This window comes from Sporomusa sphaeroides DSM 2875, from assembly GCF_001941975.2.
GTDB classification, from domain to species: Bacteria; Bacillota; Negativicutes; order Sporomusales; family Sporomusaceae; genus Sporomusa; species Sporomusa sphaeroides.
On sequence record NZ_CP146991.1, the window covers coordinates 3931405 to 3957592 of the forward strand.

At 45.4% G+C, this 26188-nt stretch carries 27 protein-coding genes and 1 riboswitch; of the genes, 4 read left to right on the top strand and 23 right to left on the bottom strand.

Going from position 1 to position 26188, the window contains the following annotated elements:
• Positions 1-71: 71 nt before the first annotated feature.
• Positions 72-776: a two-component system sensor histidine kinase NtrB gene (locus tag SPSPH_RS18240; RefSeq protein ID WP_075757873.1), complete on the bottom strand. Its 705-nt coding sequence runs from the start codon at positions 774-776 to the stop codon at positions 72-74.
• A 159-nt stretch (positions 777-935) separates the two neighbouring features.
• Here SPSPH_RS18240 and SPSPH_RS18245 point away from each other — a divergent pair, with 159 nt between their 5' ends.
• Complete coding sequence (locus SPSPH_RS18245; RefSeq protein ID WP_075757874.1) at positions 936-1322, top strand: helix-turn-helix domain-containing protein; 387 nt, start codon at positions 936-938, stop codon at positions 1320-1322.
• Between the two features lie 247 nt (positions 1323-1569).
• A complete protein-coding gene (locus SPSPH_RS18250; RefSeq protein ID WP_075757875.1) occupies positions 1570-2790 on the top strand; it encodes a DUF401 family protein in 1221 nt (406 codons plus the stop codon).
• A 111-nt stretch (positions 2791-2901) separates the two neighbouring features.
• Here SPSPH_RS18250 and SPSPH_RS18255 read toward each other — a convergent pair whose 3' ends face one another.
• The 14 genes from SPSPH_RS18255 to SPSPH_RS18320 all read right to left on the bottom strand — a co-directional run bounded on the left by SPSPH_RS18255 (position 2902) and on the right by SPSPH_RS18320 (position 17330).
• Positions 2902-3435 carry a nitroreductase family protein gene (locus SPSPH_RS18255; RefSeq protein ID WP_075757876.1) on the bottom strand — a complete coding sequence of 178 codons (534 nt, stop codon included), beginning with the start codon at positions 3433-3435 and terminating at the stop codon, positions 2902-2904.
• 198 nt (positions 3436-3633) lie between these two features.
• A complete protein-coding gene (locus SPSPH_RS18260) occupies positions 3634-4401 on the bottom strand; it encodes an AAA family ATPase (RefSeq protein WP_233139205.1) in 768 nt (255 codons plus the stop codon).
• 489 nt (positions 4402-4890) lie between these two features.
• Complete coding sequence (locus SPSPH_RS18265) at positions 4891-6216, bottom strand: hypothetical protein (RefSeq protein WP_075757877.1); 1326 nt, start codon at positions 6214-6216, stop codon at positions 4891-4893.
• A gap of 714 nt (positions 6217-6930) precedes the next feature.
• Entirely contained in the window at positions 6931-7596 is a 666-nt protein-coding gene (locus SPSPH_RS18270) for a hypothetical protein (RefSeq protein ID WP_075757878.1), read from the bottom strand.
• A gap of 104 nt (positions 7597-7700) precedes the next feature.
• On the bottom strand, positions 7701-8156 hold the full coding sequence (locus SPSPH_RS18275; RefSeq protein WP_075757879.1) for a hypothetical protein: 456 nt from the start codon (positions 8154-8156) through the stop codon (positions 7701-7703).
• A gap of 6 nt (positions 8157-8162) precedes the next feature.
• Positions 8163-12038: a host specificity factor TipJ family phage tail protein gene (locus tag SPSPH_RS18280; RefSeq protein WP_075757880.1), complete on the bottom strand. Its 3876-nt coding sequence runs from the start codon at positions 12036-12038 to the stop codon at positions 8163-8165.
• Positions 12035-12430 (bottom strand): C40 family peptidase, encoded by a 396-nt coding sequence (locus SPSPH_RS18285; protein WP_075757881.1) that lies wholly within the window; start codon positions 12428-12430, stop codon positions 12035-12037. The genes SPSPH_RS18280 and SPSPH_RS18285 overlap by 4 nt, the downstream gene beginning before the upstream one ends.
• An 80-nt stretch (positions 12431-12510) precedes the next feature.
• Complete coding sequence (locus tag SPSPH_RS18290; RefSeq protein ID WP_075757882.1) at positions 12511-13128, bottom strand: hypothetical protein; 618 nt, start codon at positions 13126-13128, stop codon at positions 12511-12513.
• Position 13129: 1 nt separating this feature from the next.
• Positions 13130-13492 (bottom strand): hypothetical protein, encoded by a 363-nt coding sequence (locus SPSPH_RS18295; RefSeq protein ID WP_075757883.1) that lies wholly within the window; start codon positions 13490-13492, stop codon positions 13130-13132.
• 237 nt (positions 13493-13729) lie between these two features.
• Complete coding sequence (locus tag SPSPH_RS18300) at positions 13730-14113, bottom strand: hypothetical protein (RefSeq protein ID WP_075757884.1); 384 nt, start codon at positions 14111-14113, stop codon at positions 13730-13732.
• Between the two features lie 73 nt (positions 14114-14186).
• Complete coding sequence (locus SPSPH_RS18305; RefSeq protein ID WP_075757885.1) at positions 14187-14573, bottom strand: hypothetical protein; 387 nt, start codon at positions 14571-14573, stop codon at positions 14187-14189.
• 46 nt (positions 14574-14619) lie between these two features.
• On the bottom strand, positions 14620-15762 hold the full coding sequence (locus tag SPSPH_RS18310; protein WP_075757886.1) for a hypothetical protein: 1143 nt from the start codon (positions 15760-15762) through the stop codon (positions 14620-14622).
• Positions 15763-15886: 124 nt separating this feature from the next.
• Positions 15887-16840 (bottom strand): phage tail tube protein, encoded by a 954-nt coding sequence (locus SPSPH_RS18315; protein WP_075757887.1) that lies wholly within the window; start codon positions 16838-16840, stop codon positions 15887-15889.
• Positions 16841-16853: 13 nt separating this feature from the next.
• Positions 16854-17330: a hypothetical protein gene (locus tag SPSPH_RS18320; protein ID WP_075757888.1), complete on the bottom strand. Its 477-nt coding sequence runs from the start codon at positions 17328-17330 to the stop codon at positions 16854-16856.
• 251 nt (positions 17331-17581) lie between these two features.
• Here SPSPH_RS18320 and SPSPH_RS18325 point away from each other — a divergent pair, with 251 nt between their 5' ends.
• Positions 17582-18757, top strand: coding sequence for an IS110 family transposase (locus tag SPSPH_RS18325; protein WP_075754228.1), 1176 nt, complete (start codon positions 17582-17584; stop codon positions 18755-18757).
• A 133-nt stretch (positions 18758-18890) separates the two neighbouring features.
• On the opposite strand, the gene SPSPH_RS18330 is transcribed toward SPSPH_RS18325, so the two are convergent.
• The 6 genes from SPSPH_RS18330 to SPSPH_RS18355 all read right to left on the bottom strand — a co-directional run bounded on the left by SPSPH_RS18330 (position 18891) and on the right by SPSPH_RS18355 (position 21487).
• Positions 18891-19052: a hypothetical protein gene (locus SPSPH_RS18330; RefSeq protein WP_158027114.1), complete on the bottom strand. Its 162-nt coding sequence runs from the start codon at positions 19050-19052 to the stop codon at positions 18891-18893.
• 64 nt (positions 19053-19116) lie between these two features.
• Positions 19117-19683 (bottom strand): hypothetical protein, encoded by a 567-nt coding sequence (locus tag SPSPH_RS18335; RefSeq protein ID WP_143559037.1) that lies wholly within the window; start codon positions 19681-19683, stop codon positions 19117-19119.
• Positions 19673-20113, bottom strand: coding sequence for a glycoside hydrolase family 73 protein (locus tag SPSPH_RS18340; protein WP_075757890.1), 441 nt, complete (start codon positions 20111-20113; stop codon positions 19673-19675). The genes SPSPH_RS18335 and SPSPH_RS18340 overlap by 11 nt, the downstream gene beginning before the upstream one ends.
• Positions 20113-20640, bottom strand: a complete 528-nt coding sequence (locus tag SPSPH_RS18345; RefSeq protein ID WP_158027115.1) for a phage holin family protein — start codon at positions 20638-20640, stop codon at positions 20113-20115. Before SPSPH_RS18345 ends, SPSPH_RS18340 begins: the two co-directional genes overlap by 1 nt.
• A gap of 267 nt (positions 20641-20907) precedes the next feature.
• Positions 20908-21093, bottom strand: coding sequence for a hypothetical protein (locus tag SPSPH_RS18350; RefSeq protein ID WP_075757891.1), 186 nt, complete (start codon positions 21091-21093; stop codon positions 20908-20910).
• A gap of 4 nt (positions 21094-21097) precedes the next feature.
• Entirely contained in the window at positions 21098-21487 is a 390-nt protein-coding gene (locus tag SPSPH_RS18355; protein ID WP_075757892.1) for a hypothetical protein, read from the bottom strand.
• A gap of 337 nt (positions 21488-21824) precedes the next feature.
• Positions 21825-22007: riboswitch (cobalamin riboswitch) on the bottom strand.
• Positions 22008-22221: 214 nt separating this feature from the next.
• Between SPSPH_RS18355 and SPSPH_RS18360 the strand changes: the two genes are divergently transcribed.
• Positions 22222-22800, top strand: a complete 579-nt coding sequence (locus tag SPSPH_RS18360) for a hypothetical protein (protein WP_075757893.1) — start codon at positions 22222-22224, stop codon at positions 22798-22800.
• 118 nt (positions 22801-22918) lie between these two features.
• Here SPSPH_RS18360 and SPSPH_RS18365 read toward each other — a convergent pair whose 3' ends face one another.
• Together SPSPH_RS18365 and SPSPH_RS18370 are read right to left on the bottom strand one after the other, a co-directional pair.
• The gene (locus SPSPH_RS18365) at positions 22919-24364 is read right to left on the bottom strand and encodes a tetratricopeptide repeat protein (RefSeq protein ID WP_075757894.1); all 1446 of its coding nucleotides are present in this window, start codon (positions 24362-24364) and stop codon (positions 22919-22921) included.
• 25 nt (positions 24365-24389) lie between these two features.
• On the bottom strand, positions 24390-25817 hold the full coding sequence (locus SPSPH_RS18370) for a tetratricopeptide repeat protein (RefSeq protein WP_158027116.1): 1428 nt from the start codon (positions 25815-25817) through the stop codon (positions 24390-24392).
• Between the last annotated feature and the right edge of the window lie 371 nt (positions 25818-26188).

Sequence of the window (26188 nt, forward strand, 5' to 3'; positions counted from 1 at the left end):
CATTAGTTGTGTTATATATTACCATGTTATCCACAAAGGAGCAACGGGATATCCTGTACCGCAGCTCCCGCTTACTGCTCCAGGACCGGGAACATGACTTTGAAGACGCTGCCTGCTCCCGCGCCGGAGACTATTTCAATTTTCCCCTGATGCCTTTCGACAATACTGAGGCTAATGGCAAGTCCCAGACCGGTATTGCCTGATTTTGTGGTATAAAACGGCTCAAAAATCCGTTCCCTTTGCTCCGGCGGAATGCCGCTGCCTTCATCCTGCACATATAAAGTAACTGTGCCGGCTGTTTGCTCTGCACCGATGGTTAATCTGCCCTCAGGCTGCATGGCTTCGATACCGTTATAAGCCAGATGCAGCACCAACTCGCCTATCTCGGCGGCATCCAAGGCCAGCCTCGGCAAATGTTCGGGCAGCAGCAATTCGGTGATAATGCCGTTCCTGGCGGCAGCCTGCTGAACAGCTGGATACAGGTGCGCAAGTATGTGGTTGAGATTTTCCGGTATCCTGTTAATCGCCTTATTCTGAGCCAAGGACAGCATACTGGTTATTACTGTTTCTATCTGGTGTATTTCCTGATATATAATACGTAATGAGTCACCGTTGCAATATGTTGATTTTTTCTCTTGCAGCTGTAAATAACCTTTAATCACAGTCAGTGGATTTCTAATTTCATGCGCTACTCCGATAGCCATGCGACCAATCAGCTCCCGGCGGGAACTTTTAGCTGACTCATCCTCGCTCGCCTTTGGCCAAATTACCTCCACCACAAACGCCCCCTTGTATCCAAGCCTTATTAGTGTCTTTACGACACTAATTTTCGCCAATCGTTCCCAAAATCCCTTCCAATTATTGTCTTATGGACACAATAATTGAATCCGGGGCGTAAGCGCGTTATTGTAAGCAGTAAGTAAGGAGCGTGGCTTATGAGAACTCTCGGAGAAAAAATCAAACAATTAAGAAGCAAATTAACCCAAGAAGAATTGGCAGCCATTCTTAAGGTCGAACGTTCCACTTTGGCTTCCTGGGAAGTTAACCGCCGGGAACCGGATATTGCCACACTATGCCGCATCGCCGATTATTTCCGGGTAAGCATCGACTGGCTTGTCGGGCGTACCCCGGAACAGGAGACGGCTGCAGACGGCAGGTTTTATGAGACCACCGGCGACTACCATGCTCCGGCGGTGGACAAAGCCTGGCACGAAGTAATCGCAACCGCCCAGGCCTACGGTTTTGACCCCGACTCGGTTCAACAACTGCTTAGGTTAAACGCCAAAATAGCCGCTTCTTTGCAAATCAACAAAGTGAAATAGTGCCTGGTAATACCAAAGGGATACTCGCTGCCCCGCCTGGGCGCGAATATCCCTTTTTCCTTTGCGCGCAGCTTCCTGTGCCCCGCATCAATCAGGCCTGACGTAACCGAACAAATAGTAATTAATCCTTGAAATGCCAGCAGATTAGGACTAATATAAGTACATAAACCGCAATACTTCCCTCCGGCAGGGCCGGTGAACAATGCAGTGTTCACACTTATTGAGATGTAGGAGTTGTTGTTTTATCATGTTTGCCGTACTAAAAATTTTCCTCACCCTGGGACTTATCGTTTTTCTGCTTAACCGTAAAGTAAAAATGGGCAATGCTATGCTGGCCGGTTCCGGCCTGCTGTTCGTTTTATCCGGTCTTACCTTACAGCATTTAGGCGCCGCCCTAAAGAATCTGGTCAGCAATTATAGCACCTGGGAAATACTCTTTGCCCTGTATTTTGTCATGTGTCTTGAACACCAGCTGCGAACCAGCGGCATTATCGACGGCCTGATGGTAACCTCCCGCCGGCTGCTGCGCAGTGACCGGATTTTGCTGCCCTTGATGCCTGCTTTTCTCGGATTTTTACCCTCCTTGGGCGGCGCCATTTTTTCCGCGCCGCTGGTAGAAAGCGCGAGTAAGCCTTTTAATCTGAAAGCCGAAACCAAGACAGCCATTAACTACTGGTTCCGCCATGTCTGGGAGTTTAGCAATCCTATTTTCACCAGTATGCTCCTGGCCAGCCAGCTTTCCGGCATACCGCTCAGCGCACTGATCGCCAATATGGTATGGGTCACCGCCCTCTCCTTAGTCATTGGCTGGCTTTTTTTTATTACGCCGCTCAAAAGCCGGCAGATCACACCCCAGACGGCGGCTGCCACTGATTCCGGCGGCATCGACGATACCGGCTACCGTTATATCGCGCTGGCGACAGGTCCTATTCTGGTTAACTTTGTGCTGATTGTATTCCTAAAATTATCGGCAGCCCTATCCATGGGGCTGGTGGTTGCCGCCATGGCACTGATTCTGCGCCAGCCGTTGCAGGAAGTCAGCGCAATGCTGCGCCACGCCCTTGACCGCAAGCTGTTGTGGGGTATTGCCGGCATTCTGTTTTTCCAGCACATTTTACAGCAAAGCGGCGCCGTTCAGGAGATCGCCACATTACTTAACAGCTTAGCCGTCTCCAATGCCGTCATTATTGGCGCCATTGCCTTTGCCGGCGGTATCCTGACAGGCACCGCCCAGGGCTTTGTCGTAATTACCTTCCCCTTCCTGCTGGCGCTGGCCCCCGGTGATATCAACCTGGTTATGTTTTGCTTTGTCGCCGGCTCCGCCGGGCAAATGCTCTCCCCGGCCCACCTGTGTTTATTGGTGACCCTGGATTACTTCAAGGCCGACTTCCTCAAAACCTTACGGCCCATTGCCTTCCTGGAAGTTATTCTGGTTGCCGCCGCTTATGTTGTGGTGGCACTGACGTAAGAGTGTAAGAGCTGCCTGACAGTATATAAATAAAAAACCCCTGTTAAAGCCGGTTATAAACCAAGGCCTTAACAGGGGCTTTTCTTGTGGAGAAGTGAGGTGACCGGGTGTTTAAACGAACCGGAGGATTTCTTCCAATGGTTTGCGGGATTTTTTTCGTACCGTAGGATCTGCCGGATATCCAACTGCAATTAACCCGCCTATATGTTTTTCCTGCGGAATGTTCAGCAATGATTTGATTATCTCTCTGTTATAAACGCCTAAGATGCAAGTACCGATTCCTTGTGATTCGGCTGCCAGACAAAGATAGGCAACCGCCGATCCAATATCGCCGGGAGCGAAATATTGGCTGTCCACAAGGTTCTTTAGCTGGGGCATTAAATTTGCGTGTTCTTCAACCACAACAAAAAAAGCCTTTGCTTGGGAAATATAGGAATTTACTCCAAGCTGCTGAGTGCATTCTGCGATCTTACCCACAATTTCCGGGGTTTCCACAATAACAAAACTCCAGGGTTGTCCATTACAGCCAGAGGGGGCCAGGCGAGCCGCCTCAACACATTTGACCAACTTTTCGCGTTCTACCGGTTGATCCGCAAAATTCCTGCAGCTTTGTCTCTTAAGACACAAATCCATAAAGTCATTCATTTTAATCGCTCCCTTCTTTCAAAACCCTATATTACTCTTAGTATATGCTCAAAACCTTTTGATGTCTAGGGGATGGAGTAACCGCCTTGCCATTTATTCCATCCTAGCCCATACAACTTTCGGGCTGAGAATGCCAATTCCTCCCATGACACGTCCCCAAGGCACCACCTTTTTGCATTTCCAGTTCTTCAACTCTATTTATTCTTCCATTAGGATTTTTAACATCTTTTCAGGATTATTGGCAAATTCTTTCATGACCAGATAATGCTCTGTTTGCCGGTAATCAATCTGACACAGGCCCTGCGGCGTCAGCTGAATAATCATACTGTCCGGATAGGCCATAACAATGGGTGAATGTGTCGCGATAATAAATTGTGAGTCTTGCTTAACCAGTTCATGCAAGCGCGTCAGCAAAGCCATCTGCCTGACAGGCGATAAAGCCGCTTCCGGCTCATCAAGGATATACAGTCCATTACCGCCAAATCTGTTTTGGAACACAGCGAAAAAAGATTCACCATGGGACAGTTGATGCAAAGATTTCCCGCCATAGGATTCAACAATCCGCCTGCCCAAACCGCCTGCCGCATCCAGTTGCTCAATGGTTGTCGCCAGATTATAGAAACTCTCCGCCCGCAGAAAAAAGCCATCGCGCGGACGTTTTATCCCTTTGACCAGCCGGATGTATTCATTGAGGTCAGAATGAGATGCCTGCGTGGTGAAAGTAAAGTTGGCTGTTCCCCCTTCCGCATTGAAACCCCAGGCAATTGCCACCGCCTCCAGCAGAGTCGACTTGCCTGTACCGTTCTCCCCCACAATAAACGTGACCCGGGGATGAAACAACAACTCATGCAGGCCGGAAATCGCAGGCAAACAAAACGGATAGGCATCAAACCGCCTGACCTTATCCCGCAGCAATTGAACGCTACGAATATATTGCTGGCTGTCATGCAACACTTTATCACCCACTTAAGCTGCACCCTAACGTAGTACTTATTATATATTTCTACTTCCACTTTAAAACCGTTTTTCCTGTTATCCTGTTACGCATTGTTCTGTGAGCATTATTTTTTACGTTTTTTTTCGAGTACCACAAGCTTAACTTACCGACAATCATATGACCTTTCCCCAATACCTTACAACTGTATTTCTACTGTATCCTGCAATACTGGATCTTATCACTCCACTAATATAGTACAGTACAGTAAAATTATGCTGACACTAGAGGTGTTAAGATTAGGCTAAGTTCAATTTACGAAATCGTTAGAATACCACGCTTTATGTCCTTTCATAGGATTCATATAGACTGACTCTCGGGCAAGTTGATAAAACAGGACCGTCCCCATGTCCAAACCATGAAGTCGGTTATAAACCAAGGCTTTAACAGAGGCATTTCGTGCGGACATGACTCTTAGTAAACCATCAATGCCCACCAGTATTCTTGTCTTTCGATTTATACTATAAAACTGGGGTAACAGAATTAAGATTTAAATTAAAATTAAAACTAAAAGTTTTAATAGGACTGGCAGCCACAACAGGCAAGGATTCAAAAATATCAATAAAATTCCCTCTTGCAAGCCAGAGGTGACTGGAGTCATTATAAACCCCCCAAAGATATCCATAATTATTAATGTCTGTTACCTTTGACCAAGAAGTAGGTGCAGTAATATTAGCAATAGAAGTGTAATAAACACTTCCTATCATCTTGCCATAATAATTATCATAATTTCCCATAAAAATATAGGCATGATTATCGTCGGCAATCGTAATACTGCGAATATCACCGAGCATCCCGTACGCTTTAGAAACCGTTGTTCTAGTGAAGGTTGCCAAATCAATAATATCTAAGCAAGTTTCCGGATTGGAACTGCCGGCATTTTGCATACCGCCCAGGGCGCAGACGTAAAGTTTTCCATTATGAGGTTCCAAGGTAAACGCATTTTTGCCGACTTCTAAATGACTGCTATAAGTCAAAGAACCGGTAATTCTGTTAATATAGAATTTCGTAACGATACTGTCGGAATACACTGAATAACCACCATTTGGATTGACGGAAAAAAGCGCATACAGATAATCGCCGATGACCGTTAAACCTTCACCATGGCACTCAGCCCCAGTAGGCAAAAAAATTTCCGGCCAGGCTGTCGGAAATCGGTAATTATGTGTCATTTGAGCATAACCACTATTCATATTTACAACAGCAATCTTTCCCAAATCATAGCCGGTAGCGTAGAGGAGATTACCCTTGGTGGTGACCGTGTGCAGATTGCTCACGCTATTCCAATTCGCATCGATTAGTGACGGTATCCAAGAAGATACAACCGGATCTATGATCTTATTCGGCGGTGGATAAGGCGTATAATTGTATTGGCGCAGCACCAAACGGCTCTTATCACCCTGTAAAAAACTAAAAACAGCACCATCGCCATTTAAGCCCGTAACCTTGACGCTGGACGTAAAGGTAGTTGGCGATTCGGTTCTATCACCATAGATAACGCCAGCATAGCCGCTCATATAATTGCTGTATGATAATTTAAAGGCAAACAATGGTGCAATTCCCGGTTTAACAGCACTTTTCAGCACCGCGTATGTCTCTCCGTTTTTACGCACTCTAAGCGGTGAGGCCAGCGCATCGGTAGCTGCCCCTAACTTTGCATATACGGCTGCCTCCCCATCTTTAATTGCCAATGCCGAATTGCCTGTTTCGCTCAGAGTAGTATATAGATTAATATCGGTTACCACTCCCGCTTTTTGCACATGTAACTTCTTGCTATATAGAGCCATTTCTTCCCCCACTTCATGTGTGTTATTGTAAACGCCAAAGCAAAGGACAGGTACTGTGGCCGCTTGTCTGGCACAATACCTGTCCTGCAAACTTTTTTACATTCTTATGCTATCCAAATATTCCCGCCAACATCACCCTATTGGGATGTCATTGGCGGTTGTTGCTGTTTATGTTTTTCCGTGATTTGTCGTAGTATTACCTCCTATACTCCAAGGTTTAGACGATTTGAGTAAAGGTATCAATAATTCCAGTACTCAAAGTTTTAACCGGACTTACAAACCCTATTGGCAAAGAGTCAAATATGTGTATTCTATTACTTCCTACAACATATAGCTTACCTGAATCGTTATAAATTCCCCAGAACCTAGCAGCCTCTACGTTTACAATAGTCTCAAATACCTTTGACCACAAAGCAGGCTAAATAATACTGTCAATAGCCGTATGGTAAACAGAAGTATAGCTGTTATAGCAGCACAACGGGACGGTTCTCCCGCGCTTTTGAACCTCGCATACTTCCGTCAAGATATCCTGCGCTTCTTTGTCCGAACACAAAAGAACCATCCTGTTGTGTCCTGTCCTTTCATAGGGATTCACATAGACTGGATCTCGGGCAAGTTGACAAATAGGACCGTCCCCATGTCACAATTAATAGGACCGTCCCCATGTCACAATTGTCCCCTGATAAAAATAAATAGACATATTTTGTTTACTTCTTATGTATAGTAGAACTTGTGATAACGAAGTATCGGGTAGAAATTATAGTTAGTACCGCCGTAATAATAATGCCATCCACGTATCCTCACCTTAACACATCCTACTGGCATATTTATTACTTCGTCTACTGAAGTCAAAGTTTCTAAAGGAACAGTACTATAAACACTAGTTACTATTCCAGATGAGTTATACGATAAAACCTCTAGTGCTGCTGATTCATACGCGTCATAACCGTAAGCTTCAAATGAAAGTTCAGCAGATATTTGAAGAGATACTAGGTTTCCTGTTACTGGTACTACTCTTTCTATATACCCGTTTAATTGCCCTCCGCCAGAACTAAAACTTAGGCCCCCTGATACGGCCCATCCTAAATTTGTTAAAGCAGCTTGATTTCCATTTATATAATTGTATTGGTCAATTACCTGTCCAGACATACTGGCTTTTGTCAAAACAGCAAAAGTATTGCCGCTCTTCTTAATTCTGAGCGGCGAAGCGTTTTGGTCTGAAATTAACCCTAGTTTTGCGTATAGAGGAACAGCACTATCTTTCAATGCAATGTACCCTTGACTACCACCAGAAGTAACTTCTCCGACAGTGGTATACAATTCAATGTCCGATACCACTCCCGCTTTCCGTACGTGTAACTTCTTACTATATAGAGCCATTTTTCCATCACTCCATGTGTTTTATTGTAAACGATAAAGCAAAAGACAGGTACTGCGGCTTCTTGTCTGACACAATACCTGTCTTGCAAAGTTTTTTTACATTCTTACGCTATCCAAATATTCCCGCCAACATCACCTATTGGGATGTTATTAGCGGTTGTGGCTGTAGTAGCCAGAGTAGCCGTATTTGCTGAACTTGCAGAGCCGGCAGTAGTTGCATACGTTGCAGTAGCTGCATTGCCAGTTATATCGCCAACGACTTTTCCGTTAGCATCGCGCTTGACAATTTTATTAGCCGTTACTGTCGTCACCGCATCGGCAAGCTCTACCGCGCCGGTCTGTGCCGCCGTTACGCCATGGGGATTACTTGAGTTTGCCTGATGCCCTGCCGCGGTATCCAGGGCTGTCTTTACAGTTCCGGTGCCATAACTAACCGCACTGGCTATATGGGCTCCACTCGTTGCATCCGTATGGGATGTTATAGTTGCAGTTACCGCCCGAATATCGCCTGGTAGATTTGCAATTACCTCATTGTCCGCCGGTGTCGTTGTATATGCCATGATTTATCAACCTCCATATCCTTTTACTCGATAAGTTATTGTCCCGCCTACATCCGTGCCGGTGACCGCGTTGACCACTTTAACAACAGCACTCGCCAAGCCGACAGATAGTACCTCGGCCCGTAAGCCTGCGCCAATTACGGTCGGCGTAAATACCGGCGTGTTACCCGGACCCGATCCACCTAAGAAGGTGCAGCCGTAGTTTACCGTTGTCCCCCCGGCTGCAATGGCTGCGCTCCCGGTCTTTTCCACATCATCCACATCGGCAGCTACAGTAAATGTGCCGACCTCTATGGGATAATTCATCTGGTCAGCCGAAGTCAGAACCGCCTTAAAATCAATATATTGTGTCGTTAACGTAACCGGCGCAAAAATCTTCCACTCATCAAAGCTGATTCCATCCCGGCTGTGGCGGAACCACAGCGCCGCCGAATTTCCGGCACTGAGTAAAGCTGTTGAAATAAAATCGGCAGCCAGATTAATCTTGCTTAAGCCTCCAAGATCCTTTCTTGCCGCCAAATATTCGCCTGAAGTTTTACCGTCCTGTAGTTTTAAAACCGTAGAACCACCAACCTGATTGCATTGTGTCGACGGATAATCGCTGCACCGTCCCGGAAACGTAAGGCAGGTATAATGCGATGATCCAAACTCTGTATTGGTGTGGGTCCCGCTTTTCAGTGTCAATTCATCAAAACGCAAAATCACGTTTTTCGGTGTTAAGCCGTAAATAGCTACCTCGGCGGTTGCCGCATCCTCACTGTAATTGCCGGCGTTGTTGATTGCTTTAATATGGTAGCGGTACGTCATTTCCGTACTGACCGGGACAGACAGCTCGGTGCCGGTTATGCCTGTTTGGATAAGCACACCATTATTGAAATTTGTGCCCTGACGGATTTCATAGCCCGTTACATCTGTCGCGTTGTTCTTGTTCCAGTAAAGATAAGCATAATCACCGTTTTGTACCGCTGCAAATCCTGTTGGAGCAGCCGGATACACGTTGGGAGTGATATTCACCGTTGCCGGGTTTATTGATTCGTTGCCGGAATTATCGACAGCTGTAACCCGGAAGGAGTGGCTCCGGCTTGCGGTTGCAGTATAAGTATAGCTGGTAATCTGAGCCAGATTTTCAATGACCGTCGATCCTTCCCGGATTCGATACCCGGCCAAATCAATATCGCTTACCGGCGGCCACGAAAGTTTGACTTTTGTTAAATCTGTGCCATCAAGTGTGGCTGCCAGACTGGCAACATCTGAGGGCGCAACGTCTTTGCCGGTAACTTCTACCGCCAAAGATACAACCCCGGTTGAGGTCACACCGGCATAATTAATGGTGCAAACCTTTACTAAGTAGGTGGTCTGGGTTTTGACGCCGATAATGGTAGTACTAAGCGCGGTTATGCCAGTCTCCCATTCAATCCAGGTCTGCCCATTGTCGCTGCTGTACAAAACTTTATAGCCGCTAACCAGCTTGTCACGCGCAATACTCCAGGATACATTCAAATTAGAAACCATCGTACCGTCTTTTTGCCGGTAGGTTTCTTCGGCCACGCTCACCTTGTTGACTTCGGTTGTTGGCTCCAGTTCGCTGTAGTTGATTTTCGGTATATTCGTCGCTTCCATATAGACTTCTTCAATATATTCAATGCAGGAGATTTTGCGCCGCAAATCCTGATCCCGGCTGATGCTGAGCACTCTGAAAGGCTTGACCACTTTGTTGGTTTCACCAAAGCTGTATAGGTCCCATTGCTGTGGTACAGGGGAAAGTGCACTAGTAAGCGTCACTGTATCAGTGCGTATTTCCTCTGATACGCCCTGCACGCCGACGGTAACAATACTTTGGACATCCTGGGCAGCTGTGGCTGCCGGGTTGGTAATCTGCACGGCGACCGCATAGGATTTGCCTGGTTCTAAGGTTACCTCACGATCAAGCTGCAGCGTGGTAGCCGTTGCGGCCAGCATCCGGCCGGAATATCCCCACTGCGGCACATCATGCGCCAGCAAAACCACATCATTAATTTGACAGGCAATGGCATCAATGTCTGCGCTGTGCTCTACTGTCCGCTGCAAATATTGATTGAGCCGCAACCGGTATTTGCCTTCCCGGTAAGCCTGGTCTACAGTGGTAACGCCATCCAGCATAATTTGAGTGATGTTGGGCTCGGTCGTCCGGTCATAGTTATCAGCATAGACCGTAATAATTTCCTTCTGATAGGCTTTTTCCTTATTAGCAAAGGTGATTTCTATTGCATTGGCCCGGTCCTTCAGGCCGGCAAAGGTTTCTTTAAATTTGTCGGTAAGAATATTGCCGACCGTAAATAGCTGTACCGGCTCTCCGGGAGCATCACAAACACACCCGTACCGGGTGCCCCGCATAATGACCTTGCCGCGGCCGACACCTTCCGGTTTTTCCAGCGCAGTCCAAAGATCGGTCGCCGTGTTGAAGATATAGTTGAAGGTCAGGTTGCGACTATCACAAAATTCCGCCCAACCGGCAAAATCCTGGTACACTGCCCGCGCTGCCGGAGTACCCTGAATAACAAACTCCAACTCACCGGTATTGACGTTTTTAATCTGCCGGCAGCGATGAATCATATCATAGGCCGCCCAAGCCGGATTGGTAGCCGGTTTTTGTTCATAGTTACCACTATCGGGATTCCAGACCCAAACCTTATTTTTGGTTTGCAGCCAGGTTATGCTTGGCATCCCCCCGCTCAACTGATTTGTCGCCAGCGCCTTGATGCCGACAAGCACTTTGCCGGGACGGGCAAAATCGTCATACATAATGCTTGACAATTGCGTCCAAAACACACGGGTGGCATAGCGGTTGCTCGTACCGCTTTTGGCCACACATTGAACGCGTACCTCATATTTTGCGGCAGGAAGGTGGTCTACGCGGTAGGTACGAAAAAAGGTAGTATTTTGGGCTGCCGAAATAACCACATTGCTATTTGTTCCGTAGATAAAGTTACTCCAGGCGGAGTCCCCGACCTTACGGAACTGGGCTTGCAGCGTGACCGAAGCACTGCCCAGACCGCCGTTATCCTGGGCATAATATAACCCGTAGGGAAGCTCCAGGGTTATTTCCAGGCCTGCCACTGCACTCCCTTCGGTTTGCTGCGTAGCCCAGGTATTGTCCACATTTAATTCATAAGCTAACGCCTGATCGACATAGCTGTCGTTAAAATTGAAAATTACCGGTTGATCATTCGCTCCTAACCGGGTTTCAACACCAACACCTTTGTAATAGGCTATCGGATTGTCATTTATCCGTATGTCGCTAATACTGTCAATCGGCCCTTCACCGCCGCACAGCAAGATATTCAGATACTGTTTGTCGCCATCGCTTGATACATGCTGGGCAAGTACCTGTCCGGCCGTCCGCATGGTGCCATACGTTACCGCCAGGGCGTTACCCTGATCGGTCAGCGGTTGTGCATTGCTCCAGTTGTAGGTTGGATTGGTTTCATAGGTCTTCTGGTCGGCCTTAGCCGGCGGAAACCAGTGATTGATAAGGGTGCCACCGATTGCGGTAACAGCTCCGGCAGCCATGTGAGCCCAAAAATTATTCCCACTATTTTTCGGAAACCAGCCTTTTGACCACTTATTCGCATAGACTGCCAATGCAATCATACCAATCGCCCGGAACCAATCTTTGCCGCTTTTGCCGACAACCGGACAGACGGCGATCCAGTCATCCTGATTGACCAGCTGTGCTTTTACATTCTCGACAACATTCCCGCCAATACTGACAACAAATTCATCCAAGCCCATAATGTAGGGCTGAATATATTCATAGGCCGTTTTGCCGGGAATATGCCGGCAGGTATGAATTTCCTTGTCAGTATGATTAAACGGGTTTTTCAGTACAGTTAATGTAATCATTTTTTCACCTCCGGTACATAAAATCCTTCGATACGATTTGCCCAGGCGGGATTGTCGATGCGGTCGATGTTGACACCGATTCGCTTGCGGGTATGTATAAACCGGCCCTGACCGATGTATACCCCCGTATGGTCACAGTAAACGGTGAACCGGATAACAACAAGCGCCGGAATGGGGATGTCTCCTTCACACCTGCGCCAGCAGGGGCGCTGCTCATTCACTTCACTGTGAATGCGGCTGGCGTCTTCACAAGATATTTTGTAATCAGGCAAGATAATCCCATATCGCCTGAATACTTCCGTGGACAACCCCCAACAATCAAGTCCTACTGTCGGGTTGCGTCCACCGTCGATAAAAGGCAGGCCAATTAGGTCCTCAACGTGTTTACTCATACTACCCCCAAATAAAAAATCGCCCAACGGCGATTTCGCTTATGAGACTTTCATTTTCTATTGTCCATATCGTTCGGCAGTTACGCATACAGTCCGCCTTCCGGGATGCTTGGCTCACCGCCGTATCGCACCGCATTGCCCCGGGCGCGGCAGGACTGCAAGGTACCGTCACACGCGGGCAATGCCCCGGCATACCCGCACTCCAGACCCTTATATTGATCGCGCCAGGCGCAGAAGTTTTTCAGCACCCGCCGAAAAGGGAACCGGAGCTGGGTGGATATGTCGGAACCAAGGTAAAAATTTACCCATTTGCTGTCACAGGTGGTTGACTCCACGGTAAAGATTTCTTCCACCTCAGGCAACGTATTGTCAAGATGCTGGGAATGCACCACTCTGAGCGTTACGGTAGTACCCGTCAGACCGTCATGTTTTTCCACATAGGCCTGCACAATTTGCGTAATGTTGGAAACCTGCAGCGGTACAGCCTCCGGTTTGCCTTCAATATCTTCAATGATTTCGCCAAGTTGAAAGTTAAAGGCGGTCCAGTTATAGCCATTCCATACGATGTCTTCATTATTGCGTACCAGCCGCAAAGGTTCCCCGGAATTGGGAATAGCGACTTCCGCCAGCAACAGCCAAACGCCGTCACTGGCAAGCAGGCTTTTTTCCAGCATACCGGCAACTGAAAGGTTAAGCATGTTACACCTCCTGGATTGTCAAGGTGCCGGAATAATATCCCGGCGCCGATAAGTCGAAACTAATGTCCCCGCCGGTGAACCGGACGGAAAACCGCTGTCCGGAATAGGGGTCATCGGGGACGGTTGGATAATACCAGTCAAAGATCAAACTGCCGCCATAAACTGTCTCGCGGTAAAAATCGCGCAAAGCCGCATAATCGGCGGCAGGCAGCGCCGTCCATTTCAGGATGAATTTCAGCGGCATGCGGGTAAATTTGACCCGGGAAACCACCAGTCCATTTTCCATTTCGGACTGTAAGGAAGGGTCTTTGATTTTGGTTGTAAAGGGGTATACCGGTTGTTGAATAGTAGGAAACTGTGCCATTACTTTTTACCTCCTCTAATTATTTTATTGGAATTTGCCCAAAAATAAGGCTATTGAACAGCAGTGGCAGCATCTGCGAAAGATGCTGCCACTGCTGTTGGCCTGCTGTATTGTGGAATAAAAACAGAGGATGGTAGAAGTGTCTTTTCAATTCAAGATCACAGCACCAACCTCCCACGTTTTTAGCTATTTTACTGTTAGTTTGGGGAGTTACATAAAAGCATATGCTACAAAATTTCAACTTTTCGATTTTTCTCTGGACTTCGTTTTGCTATTATACTTTAGACCGTATAGTATAAATAAAACTCCCAAACTGCCAAAAATAGCGATCACACCAAGTAAGTTGCCCATCAAACCTGCTATGCTGCGGTATTCCTGCCCTATAAAGATCGTTATACCAATAAAAATCAATCCCACTCCTGCGAGAATATAGATTATGCCAACTATTTTCGCCCCTACTGCATATAGCTTTCCAAACAAACCTGTTTTCGATGGAATCTCAACATACGGCGGAATTTTTCCGCCGGTATAATACCCAGGGTTATATTGGTTATCCTGCCATTCTTTCAGTTTATCAATTGGATTTTCGTGCTCTTTATACTTTTTATGTTTTTCACCCAACTTTCCCCCTCCAATCTGGCAGAATTTTAGGCGAAGTTCTGCAGCAAATTAACTGAAATCATATTTCAACATCTCAACTTTTGCATTTTGCTTTTGACTTTACGGTTTTTATATACTTCAGGCCCGATAATATAAATAAAATCCCCAAACCGCTCACAATAATACCAGCAGCCAATGCTTCAAAAAAATTTCCTCTCCAATGGTGTTCTTCCCCAATTATCCAACTTACTTTTACCGCAATAAAAATTAGAGCTGCTCCGGCTAGTATTTCAAGCGGTCCAACTATTCTTGCCCCTATTTGATATACTCTTCCAAACAAACTTGTTTTGGGCGGGATATCAACATATGGCGGAATTTTTCCGCCGGTATAATACCCAGGGTTATATTGATTATCCTGCCATTCTTTCAGTTTCTCAATTGGATCTTCGTGCTCTTTATACTTTTTATGTTTTTTACCCAACTTTCTCCCTCCAGTCCGACAGAATTTTAGTAATCACTTCTGAGTTCTACCGGGAAAAAATCTCTTCTAATTTTTCGGCCAGAGACTTGTATGAACCATCTTTGCTTATTATAGTGGGCGACATCGGTATTTCTTGAAAATCTGATGCACCCCAAAATCCAGAATGTCCTACTTCCAATCTGTCGCCACTATATACTTTGGGATGTACGACAAACTCTCCATATTTATTTATGGATATAAACGCCGTGAAGGGATCATTTGCATGGGGAGAGTCGAGAGTTAAACGAAACGTCCGATTACCTGTCAGTACATTCAATGCTCCCTCATAACCAGTCGCTGACGGCATCACTGTTTTACCGGCATTTTTCTGGAAATAATTACTATTTAGACCAACCTGTATAATAATCCTGCTTTCATTGTCTTTTTCCTGCTTAATTACTTGAATAGGAATAATCTGCAATGCTTTTGCAAGTGATTCACCCGTAGCTAGTCCCAGTGCCCACTTACTCACCATCCCCACACCTTCTGAATTAGGTCTGTGCCTGTAAACAATTTTATCTCCTGCCTCTATAATTGGCTTAACTTCAGAATCTTCCACAGCAAAGCCGGAAACAAACTTTGAAAAACTAAAATCTCCAAAAGTGGTGTTGTATGTGTCAACATTCCGCCATCCGCCTGAATTCATATCAGTTCCACTCCATGGCACATATATATTATACGTTTTTCCTTTATAATTGACAGTTGTATAATCCGGGACTTTTTTGAAATATACGGTATTGTCATCTCTATCTGCTTCCACTACGACTTCATTGAACCAAAGTTCCTTTTCAGAACTGCCCGGAATCGTAACAAGTTTGGCATATTCAATAAAAGAATCCTGAAAGATTTCTTCCTGTCGATCACATTGCTTTATGTCATCAGGATGCACCCTTCCGGAGGCGGTTACCCTCCAGAATCCAGTTCCAAGTCGATTTCTTCTTAACATATAACCATCTATACGGTTTTGCTGAGTCATTATTGGGTTAATAAACACCGGATTCTGCGGAGCTATTCTAGCAAATATGTTGTTCCATATACTATACCAATCATACGATGTTGCTCTGGGCGCAGTGACTATCACCTCAGGCAAAGTAAACTCGGGTACTGTTTGATCGTTAAACTGCTGATTTGTATTAAATTCATCACTCATATATCCAACTCCTTCCAGCACAAGCCCTTTATTACACCAAAGTCCTGTAAATATGGTTTAGCTAAAACCAATTTACAGGACTTTTTAAGGGGATTGATATTTATAAAACCTAATGGGAGACTTCCTATACTACAGCATAGGAAGCATAACCATTGACCAAAGTGGTTACTATGGTACTGCCGCCGCTGCCGGTTCCATAAAATGCCTTAAACGGCAAATGAATATAGATACCTTTGTCGCTTTCAATGCCGGGTGATGTTTGCTGAAAAATGACTTCTTCCAGGAAAAATTGCAGGCTGTGAGCGCCGCTGGTGAACTTGAAGGTTAGCGAGGATTTTGTATTATTAACCGCCTTATAGAGCAGCACCGTATCAGCAAAAAACGCCGTGATACTGCCGGACACCTGGAGAATACCTTCAGGCAGGTCGGTGCGGCAGCCGTTGCCGCCAATGGTGTAGTTATTGCCATTCAGGCCAAAGTCTGCGATCAGGCTGGCTTCGGTTACAATGGCCAGTTGTGTTCCGCTTTCTTCAATCGACCCTTGAAAGTTGCTGAATTTTAGAAGTTCAAGTGTAGTTAGTGAGGATGCAAAGGGCGCAGCACTAACGGTACGTTTCGCACCGATAAGATAAATATTAGCCGTTAATTCATCCTCACCGCCGTAGGCAAAAGCAAAATTGCTTACTTTGCAGCCGTTAAACATTTCATAGGCTGGAATATCCGGATACTGCTGTTCCAGCACCAGTGAGGGCTGACGCTTAGTCCCTTTGAATATATGGGTGTAAAGACCACCGGAGCCGGTAGTCGTCGGGGTGCCAAACATGGCCTGCAGCCAAAAGCCGATACCGACTTGATCAATAGGTACAACAATACTGCCGAATATATCGGTATTGCCGATTGCCGGCCGGAGCTGGTCACGCCGGCTGCAGATGGTAGCAGAATGTATCAGGTTTTGATTAATTGCCAGTCTTGATTGGTTAAAAGGCATGTTATAGCCTAGGGGAGAGGCCGGTGTGAGTCCATAGGCAGACTCATAACTCAGTGCCAATTGAGAATTAACCCCTTTTGCTCTTGGCATAATAAAACCCTCCTTAGAAATTGATGCTATAACCATTCACAGGTGTAATTGTTACGGTAATATCCATTCGTCCGCAAAATTGCGGGAAATAGGCAACAGGCTCAATGTTGTAATGTAACACACTAATCGGGTTGTCAGGCCTTAGCTGCGCAAGTTCGAAATAGATCAATTGTCCAAGGCTGTCACATTCCGCTATGCCACTATATTCTGTCAGATTACCGGTCACCACCACCGCGGGTTGTGATATCATCCAGCTAATTGTGAGTTTATACGTGTACTCCTGCAATTCCAGTCCTTCCGCTTTAGTTCCCGGATAAAGAATAATCACCGGGCCATCAGTTGCTGCCGGCGGTGTTTTGCCATTGATACCGACGAAGATGTTGGGTGGTTTGTTATAATGGGCTGTGCAAAAATCCCGTATCGGCTGGCTGGCCTGCAGGGCGTCCCGCCAGACAGTAATGATGTCGCTTAATTTCAATGTTGGAATCATGAGATTGTCTCCTTGTATTATAGAGTAGTAGTTATTAGAGCCCCTCTCCAAGGGCTATATGCTACACTGTAAAGGATGCTGTGGATTGGTTTTATCTCCTACCACCAGATGGTTCAAGAGAGGCTCCAACCGCAGCCCTTTGCAGGTTTGTTAATCAGTTAGATACCGCCAGACGGTTGATGTAGAACAAGGTTACAAGAGCAAAGTGTTCTGTGGGTACAGCATCAAATAATACCGTTGGAGGTCTTGCTATGATTTGTGTCGGGATTGATGTCGCTAAGGATAAACACGACTGCTTCATCATCAGTTCGGAGGGTAAAGTCCTTGCAAATGTGTTCACCATCCAAAACAGCATGGAAGGATTTGGCTACCTGTTGGAAAAAATCCGTGCCTGTTCTTTGCCCCTGGACAAAATAAAGGTAGGGCTTGAGGCTACCGGACACTACAGCTACAACATTCTCGGGTTTCTCCTTGACAATGGTCTGGACACCTATGTCATTAACCCCTTGCACACCAATCTTTACCGGAAAAGCCTCACCCTGCGAAAGACGAAGACTGACCGTGTCGATGCGCGAACAATTGCGGCTATGCTCATGTCTGATGTGGGCCTCAAGCCCTACACAGACACAGCTTACCACAATGAGGAGCTAAAGTCACTCACCAGATACCGGTTCGACAAGGTGAAGGTACGCGCTAAGCTGAAGTCCTCAATTGCCAGGCTGGTATGCATCCTGTTCCCGGAGCTGGAAAAGCTGGTATCGTCACTCCATATGGCCTCTGTTTACGCCTTGCTCGATGAGTTCCCGGGGGCTAAGCAGATTGCAGCGGCACATCTGACGCGGCTCACCCATTTGCTTGCCGAATCCTCCAAAGGCCGTTACGGACGGGACAAAGCCATAGAGATACGTGAAGCCGCCAGGCAATCGATTGGCTCTGTGACGACCGCGAAATCACTGGAACTGCGGCATACCATCCGGCTCATCCGTGAACTCGATGCCGAGATTGCGGAAATTGAACAGGTCATCCAACGCATCATGGACAAGATGCTTTCGCCTATTACCACGATTCCCGGCATTGGCTACAGGATGGGGGCTATGATTCTGTCTGAGGTGGGTGACTTTTCACGCTTTGATTCCCCTGACAAGATTTTGGCCTATGCCGGCCTGTCGCCCTCTACCTACCAATCCGGGCAGCTTAAAAATTGCTATGCCCATATGGAGAAGCGCGGCTCCAGATACCTACGCTATGCCATCTTCAATGCCACAAAATTTGTTTGCCTTTGGGACCCTGTCTTTGCCGCTTACCTCGCCAGGAAACGCGCCGAGGGAAAGCATTACAATGTGGCCATCTCTCATGCTGCCAAGAAGCTGGTCCGGCTCATTTATGCTCTGGAGAAATCCGGCGAGCCTTATCGTCTGGCAGCCTGATTCTCTCTCGATAGCCCGCATGGCGTCCTGTGGACGTCTGTTTTGCTATACCCTTTTTTGAACCATCTGTTTTTTGTCCTCCATCCTCAAATTCGGGCTTGACTTTTAATAGTTAGTCTTTCTTTACTAGCACTTAAGGTGTCTTATCCTGATTGGCTGCATATACTCCCATTTGGCAAATGGCGCATTTGCCGGTGGTGCCGGTGGCAATCCACCAGGCGCATGCCTCCTTCATACATTGACAAAAGAAGGCCGAACTATTTTCGGGTTTAACACAAAGTAAAGGGCAATACATGTTTCTCACCTCCTATTCTTTATCCGTACATAAATGGCAACAACCGGTGACTTTTTTCCTGGCCTCAAAACCGTATCCCTAAACCGGCTCCATAGTGCTTACCATTGGTCGTCCCGCCAATATAGCCGGTCATTTTACCGGTAATATTCCGTTTCAATCGCCATTCGCTCCCATGATTAGACCAGCCAAGTTCCAGTTCGTTCGGCTGATTAAGTTTTGCCTTTTCCGCCATCCAGGCGAGTCGCTCTTTGTCCAGCTCCGCTTTTAGCCGCTGATTGAAAAGCTCGGTAAGATCAACCTGGGCCTGTAGCTGCTGCGTTATCTGTACCGTACCGTTCTCTCCCAGGGTGACGGTCTCAGCTTCCTTAGCATTTTTGAGTTCATACTCCTGACCGTTTACAATGACATAGACCTTGTTATCCCGATTAATCAGCCGAGTGACTTCGCCTGGCTGGTCTGGTTTAACAAGCACATATTCTGTTTGCTTCTGGGTTTCACTCTTGACGCTGACAGGCGGCAGCTCCTGGTAACTCACCGGTATCTCTGTTCGGGGAAAAAAATAATAGATGACACTGCCTCCCACTAGGCAGCCCAGAATAAAGCCGGTGATATACCGCCAGTTAATCATCATATTGGGTCAGTTGATTGGCGGCAATTGTCAATAAAATATCACGGGCATAATTCGGATTGGTTGCATAGATCGGAGCCAGGGTTTGCACGAAAGTTTCCAGGGAAGTATTGTCAATATGCTTGACATACACCGGCTCCTGGGTCAACAACTGGCACCAGTCTTCAATTGCGTCCTCTAAGGAGCTATACAACTTGAATTTATCCACAATGCTGACCAATTCACCGTTATAATACTCCCGGGTCCTCACTTCAGTAAATAAATCACCGGCTGCAGCTTTTCTGCCAAATATATTGTAGTCGCCGATAGTATACCGGCCCCAGCCGCTTTCAATAGCCGCCTGGGCAATACACACACTGGCATAGAGACGGTAGCTTCTACAAATGCGCCGGGCAGCAGGGGCAAGCCAGTTAATAAATTCATCAGGTGTCATTACTTTAACCCTCCCAGTTTTGAACGGATAAAGGTCAGCAGCGGGGTAAGTCTCTGTACCCCGGCATCCCGAAGGTTTTCCACAATACTGACCGCTTCGGTCGCTGCTAAATAAAACCATGCTGTTCTTAAAAACACGCCGTCTCCCCCGGTCATACTGTCGACTTGCACAACAGCTGCCACTAAGACCATATACAGAATGATTTTACCGGCAAACTTGGTTTTCATCATTTCCGATGTAATATATCTGTTGGCAAAAGCCTTTTTCATACTCTGAATGCATTGCCAAAGGCCAGCCTGCGTCCGGCATATTCCCTGATCAAGCAAGTATTTGTGGGATAAAGACAACCATTTTGTCATCAAATCAAGCAGGATCAGCACGATAAAGGCCACCAGGGCCGTCCCATGGCTGCTAAAGAAAAAAGACAGGGTACCGGCCAAAGAAATCTTGACCGGTGCTACATCCAGTAATGAATGGGCGGCTCCTTTTACTGCTTTGCACACGCCTTCTGCTATATCTCCCAACACATAAACCCACCTCCATGAAAAAAGAGCCCTGCAGGCTCTTTTTAAAATTTATTCTTCATTTTTGCGACTAACATCTCCTCCTACTCTTTATCCGTACAAAACAGGAGCTTTTAGGATAAACTATTCCTCCATTGCACATATTTTTTTATCTTTAATACTGAATTTTTCAAACCTCACATACTCATTCTGCTTTGACAACCAGTTCCGCTTAACACTGCACTCATTGAGCATAACTTAACTGTCACCCGGCATCATGCTATGGCATATTCAAAAAGTCATATGCCCGAATTCGTTCATTCGATAAAATTTCTTATTGCTCCGTCGCCAGCTAATATCAAGGGTGTTTAGCTGAGAATGAATCTTTTTGGCTTTTTCTTTGATCTCTGCTTCTGTTAATTCCGGATTTTGGCGGCGGTAGGCTTCTTCAATTACAGACAGTGTGTAATATCTCATTGTACTACCTCCCGGTATTTCTTCCCTTTGCTGTCTTATTGGCATTTAAGTAATCTGTTATGAACACCAATGCCCGCTTCATGTTGTATTTTAGTCTGGCTGTATTCAATTGAAGATCAAGGCAAATTTCTGAGGAATTATGACCTGACTTTAGCCTATTGAGAATTTTTTGTTGCAGCGGTGATAATATTGCGATACTCCGATCTACATCAACTAATGTGCATAATATGTCTTCTTTGGTATTGATAGCAGAAGCCGAGCGAATTTTATCAAAATTGACAGCAGTCACTTGCACAATGCTGTATAGCTCATCATAATGCTTGATGATGCTCGTGATTTGCTCAACAGTGTATTCATTTGTTTCTGCTTGTCTATCATCACAATACTGATTCATACTATCCCCCCTATTCTTTATCCGTACAAGTTGGGATACTAAAAGCTACAATATTTTCAAAAAAAGTTAATATTTTTTAAAAAATCAATATCCCGGATAATGCCGGGCTAATTTGGCCCAACCGACTATATACATGAAAAAAAGCAGGGAGTAGGCCACCGGCCCCTGCCCTGCTCTCATACTACTTGCCAGGCCATCCTCATAATGCTATGCCTTCCGCTAATGGAGCACCATTAAAAATAACATGATCTATGGAATAAAAAATCCCGGCTATTATAATAGCCGGGAAAGAAATATAAACACTTAATAATCCCCTCCCTATCGCTCGTAGGTTAAAGCGGTGATTGTCAAACAGGCAGTTCTCCTGGCTCCGGATCCTTACTCACCCAAACCTTCCCAGAATATATATTCCAGTGGTATAATCTTGGGTTTGCTCCCCGTTACAGTGGCGGGACCGCGCCGGTTTTACACCGGTCTTCCCTATTAAGCCCCGTAGGGCACCTGCAGCAGTATATATGAAGTTTATTATATTTTATCACAATATGTAAAAATTTGCCATTGTTGCTCTATTATTTTAACAAATTGTTATATTTATATATGGAAAACCATCGTTCCCATGTTTGGTTTATCTCCTTGCGCCGACAGGATTTTAAATTATTTTTCAGCATATAATTTACTTTCATGGAATATATTGTATGTTATAATTATAGTAAAAAGTCAAAGGAGTGTGTAACATGCCAAAGTACCTCAAATTAATTTTCATGTGTTTTTTGACTATTTTTGTGTTTACCTCAGTAGCTTTTGCCAATACCGAAGCAAAAAGTGATACTATCGACCAGGAAAATAACTCCCTCTTAAAACCTACTATTGCTGTTTTGTATGCTGATAACACAGCTAATTCAAAAGCACCTGGGAAAGCCAAAGCAAAAAAATTTATAATGGGTTCAACTATTGAAAGGTTTTCTTCCCATTATAATATATTTCTAAATGACGAACATATTGAAACAATGAATGCCAACGGTATACAGGACTTATCCACTGCTGAACGCGGAGATATTATTGCATCTTTCAATGATAATCCGCCTGATTTTATCGTGATTATCGACATATTGCCACATCAGTCCTATTCATTCCTTCTTTATTCTGAGACAACAGCATCCTTGCAATTAAAAATTATTGACGTAAGCAATAATAAGTATCTCTATAACGGAAAACTATTTTATAAATCATCAGCGGCATCTTGGAAGGGTACTTATAGAGAATTAAATAAACAAATTGAATCCCAATTGCTGATTCATTTCCCGTTGGATTAAGTTGTAAATGAAAGCCCCGGCACAAACCGGGGTTTTTGTAATTTTTTCCATTAGTATAATTCACCGTATTTTTTCTAAAATAAATTGCCACATATGAAAAACTGTCACGCTAAGACAGTTATGGAGTACCACCAAGATGTCGGATATAGCCCTTGCATTTGTCAATCCAGTACTGGTCATGACTGTAGTCAATACACCTGTGGAACGCGTCAATGGCATCCTGATTGCGCTTAAGGTAGTAGAAAGCAAAGCCTTTACAAAAATATGCCGCTGCATTTTGCGGATCAATATCAATTACATGATCAAATTCAGCAATAGCCTGTTCATATTGTTCTAATTCGATATAAGCGTGGCCGCGCGCATTATAAGCACTTATACATCTAGGATCAATAGCAAGAGCTTTGTCATAGTCAGAAAAAGCATTGTTGTATTGCTTTAACGCGATGTATGCATTACCGCGGATGCAGTATGCCCTCACATTCCGCGGATTAATTTCAAGGGCTTGATCGTAGTCGCGAATGGCATTTTCATATTGCTGCAGTGCTTGATAGGCATTACCATGCAGAATATATTCTTTTTCGCTTTGCGGAGTAACTGCAATTACTTTCTCGTAATCAGCCTTAGCCTTCTCCCTTTGGTTTAAAAACGCATCATACAAGTCTCCGCGGGATGAGTACGCGGAAATGTTCCGGGGATCAAGTTCAATGACTTTGTCGAAATCGGCTAATGCCAAAGTGTATTTACCTAAAATCAGGTAGGTAACGCCACGTTGCTGATAGGCTAACGCATGCTCAGGACAAAGGGAAATTATCTTGTCTGAATCAGCAATGGACTGTTTATACTGATGTGAAAGAAAATAACTCAAAGAACGGTAGTAGTAAAAGTTTGGATTAAGCATGTTTAAGGCAATCGCTTCGGTAAATGCCCTGCTGGCCTCAGGATAAGCCTTTTGTTTTACTAAATCGCAGCCCTGCGCAAACCACTGGTTAGCGGTAAAATTCCGCTCGTTCTGAGCGATACGCAATTTGATCGTTTGAACTTCGGCACCTTGGGCTTTCGCCAGTTGTTCTTTCAAGGCATCCAGTTCCCGCTGGCTTTCATCGTAATTTGCCTGCAAACTTTTCATAAGCAGGGCAGTTTCTTTATCCTTCATACTATTGAGCAGAGAATGTATCTCGTCCGAATCATATTCAGCGGTGATTGTGACTCGGAAGCACAGGGTCCCTTTGATAACCTTCGGCTTATCATATTGTTTGGTTATAATTTTCATAACGCCGCGGGATAAAATATTGACCTCATCCTTCGTTACTACAAGATTGTTAGTCTTGCAATAGTCTGCAACATAGCTGGCAGCTTGTTCGGCCACAGCATGCATGGCCTTCATCAATGCGCGCTCTTTAGCAACTAAAGGTGTTTCACCGTCACTCATAGTATATTCACCGGTGGCGGTGAAACGCTGCCCTGCGGCACCTGCCGTCAATGGTGCAGCCATTAACAAAAACAGAAAAAATGCCGCAACTATCCCGGATGCAAGATTTCGCCAATACTGCCTATGCCTCTTCATAGCCCCTCATCCTCATATAGCAAATTTACTTGTATCCGGCTTGCAGCATACCCTCAAGCTGGATAATGATACTCTTGGCAAATTCAATCCGGTCAGCCTCATTACCATAACGAATATAAAGCCGCAGAGCGTCAATAGCCTCCTGAGCCCGCTGTAGATATACCAGCGACAACCCTTTGTAAAAGTATGTATCGCTTAGCTTTCCGGGGTTAAGTTCTATGGCTTTGTCACAATCGGCAATGGCCGCTTCAAACTGTTTCAAACCGTATTTGCTAACCCCCCGATAGAAATAGTTAATCGCATCGCTTGGGTCAAGCTGAATGGCTTTGTCATAATCAGTGATCGCCTCCTGGTATCGCGCCAATTGGTGGTGCGCCATACCGCGGTTTCTATATACGTGCGTGGTATTCAGTCCAAGCAGGATAGCTTGGTTAAAATCGGCTATTGCCGGCTCATATTGTTCTAAAATGCTTTTAGCCTGTCCACGGCTTTGGTAGGCTTCCTGACAGCTCGGATTAAGCCTGATAGATTGCTCATAGTCAGCGAGAGCCTGCTGATATTGTCCCAACGCGAAATAGGCATTGCCACGATTATCGTATACATTTGTAATAGTAGGATCAAGGGCGATGGCTTTATTGTAATCAGCCAGGGCCATATCGTACCGTCCATCCCTGGCGTAGATAATACCGCGGTTATTACGCGCGTAAACATTATTGGGGTTTATTGCGATGGCTTGATCATAATCAGCCAGCGCCAGATCGCAGCGATTTAAATTGTCATAAACAACACCGCGGCTATAATATGCATAGTCATATGCCGGATCAAGGGCAATGGCCTTATTGTGATCAGCCAGGGCTGCATCTAGTTGTTGCAATTCATAATAGGCATTTCCCCTGCTAAAATAAGCAAACGCATAATTCTGGTCCAGGTCAATAGCCTGTGTAAACGCTTGTACTGATGCCTCATAGTTTTCCTGTACTGCCGAATTGTAACCCTGTTCAATCAGCCCGGCAATTCTGTAGCGTCTTTCGTTTTCGGCAATTCTTTGGACAATATCTTTCTTTTTATTGCCTGAGGCTTGGGCAAGCTGCGCTTTAAGCTTTTTAATGTCCTGCTGGCAATCTTCATACACAGCTTGCATCCGCTTCAAGTCAATAGCCAATGCTCCGCTTTGAAATCTCTGGCGCAACGCCTCAATATTGTCAGTATTTACCATGGCAGTGATGGTAACGCGCAGGTAACAGGTATTACCAAAATATCTTGGTTCGTCGTACTGTTTGTTTAAAACTTCAACTATACCACGAGACAAAATATTGACTTCATCTTCTGATAAAACCACGTTGCTTGTCCTTCCATAACTTTCAATATATATGCCGGCCTGTTCGGCAGCAGACTTTATAGCCTCCGCTAAGGCCCGCTCTTTGGCGACCGGCATGGTTTCGCCCTCAGCCATAGTATATTCACCAGAAGCGGTGATGGTCTGAATTTCTGCGTTAGCCGGAAGCATTGCCGTAAAAAAAAGAAATAGTATAAGAGCAATACATCTAATGAAGTTAGTCCTATTCAGCAAGCAATCTAAACCAATATACATCGCATTCACCCTTCTTCAGTAGATTTGTTCTCCTAAATAGTAATCCCACTCTCCACAACCGTCACGCTAAATAATTGAGCATTATGCTGTTGCTTGTATTAAATTCATCGCTCATATCTCCAAATCCTTCCAGATTATTTTTTTATTACAAAGTCCTCTAAATATGGTTTAGCTAAATACATTTTTTCACCCTCTATTCTTTATCCGTACAAGTTATGATGCTAAAAGTTACA

Excerpts from the sequence above, each read along its gene's own strand:
- SPSPH_RS18355 (WP_075757892.1), bottom strand. The coding sequence starts at position 21,487 with ATGAATCAGTATTGTGATGATAGACAAGCAGAAACAAATGAATACACT.
- SPSPH_RS18250 (WP_075757875.1), top strand. The coding sequence starts at position 1,570 with ATGTTTGCCGTACTAAAAATTTTCCTCACCCTGGGACTTATCGTTTTT.
- SPSPH_RS18340 (WP_075757890.1), bottom strand. The coding sequence starts at position 20,113 with ATGACACCTGATGAATTTATTAACTGGCTTGCCCCTGCTGCCCGGCGC.
- SPSPH_RS18310 (WP_075757886.1), bottom strand. The coding sequence starts at position 15,762 with ATGAGTGATGAATTTAATACAAATCAGCAGTTTAACGATCAAACAGTA.
- SPSPH_RS18265 (WP_075757877.1), bottom strand. The coding sequence starts at position 6,216 with ATGGCTCTATATAGCAAGAAGTTACATGTGCAAAAAGCGGGAGTGGTA.
- SPSPH_RS18245 (WP_075757874.1), top strand. The coding sequence starts at position 936 with ATGAGAACTCTCGGAGAAAAAATCAAACAATTAAGAAGCAAATTAACC.
- SPSPH_RS18290 (WP_075757882.1), bottom strand. The coding sequence starts at position 13,128 with ATGCTTAACCTTTCAGTTGCCGGTATGCTGGAAAAAAGCCTGCTTGCC.
- SPSPH_RS18295 (WP_075757883.1), bottom strand. The coding sequence starts at position 13,492 with ATGGCACAGTTTCCTACTATTCAACAACCGGTATACCCCTTTACAACC.
- SPSPH_RS18335 (WP_143559037.1), bottom strand. The coding sequence starts at position 19,683 with ATGATGATTAACTGGCGGTATATCACCGGCTTTATTCTGGGCTGCCTA.
- SPSPH_RS18280 (WP_075757880.1), bottom strand. The coding sequence starts at position 12,038 with ATGATTACATTAACTGTACTGAAAAACCCGTTTAATCATACTGACAAG.
- SPSPH_RS18370 (WP_158027116.1), bottom strand. The coding sequence starts at position 25,817 with ATGGCTGAGGGCGAAACCATGCCGGTCGCCAAAGAGCGGGCCTTAGCG.
- SPSPH_RS18270 (WP_075757878.1), bottom strand. The coding sequence starts at position 7,596 with ATGGCTCTATATAGTAAGAAGTTACACGTACGGAAAGCGGGAGTGGTA.
- SPSPH_RS18255 (WP_075757876.1), bottom strand. The coding sequence starts at position 3,435 with ATGAATGACTTTATGGATTTGTGTCTTAAGAGACAAAGCTGCAGGAAT.
- SPSPH_RS18275 (WP_075757879.1), bottom strand. The coding sequence starts at position 8,156 with ATGGCATATACAACGACACCGGCGGACAATGAGGTAATTGCAAATCTA.
- SPSPH_RS18320 (WP_075757888.1), bottom strand. The coding sequence starts at position 17,330 with ATGATTCCAACATTGAAATTAAGCGACATCATTACTGTCTGGCGGGAC.
- SPSPH_RS18325 (WP_075754228.1), top strand. The coding sequence starts at position 17,582 with ATGATTTGTGTCGGGATTGATGTCGCTAAGGATAAACACGACTGCTTC.
- SPSPH_RS18360 (WP_075757893.1), top strand. The coding sequence starts at position 22,222 with ATGCCAAAGTACCTCAAATTAATTTTCATGTGTTTTTTGACTATTTTT.
- SPSPH_RS18315 (WP_075757887.1), bottom strand. The coding sequence starts at position 16,840 with ATGCCAAGAGCAAAAGGGGTTAATTCTCAATTGGCACTGAGTTATGAG.
- SPSPH_RS18350 (WP_075757891.1), bottom strand. The coding sequence starts at position 21,093 with ATGAGATATTACACACTGTCTGTAATTGAAGAAGCCTACCGCCGCCAA.
- SPSPH_RS18330 (WP_158027114.1), bottom strand. The coding sequence starts at position 19,052 with ATGTATTGCCCTTTACTTTGTGTTAAACCCGAAAATAGTTCGGCCTTC.
- SPSPH_RS18365 (WP_075757894.1), bottom strand. The coding sequence starts at position 24,364 with ATGAAGAGGCATAGGCAGTATTGGCGAAATCTTGCATCCGGGATAGTT.
- SPSPH_RS18285 (WP_075757881.1), bottom strand. The coding sequence starts at position 12,430 with ATGAGTAAACACGTTGAGGACCTAATTGGCCTGCCTTTTATCGACGGT.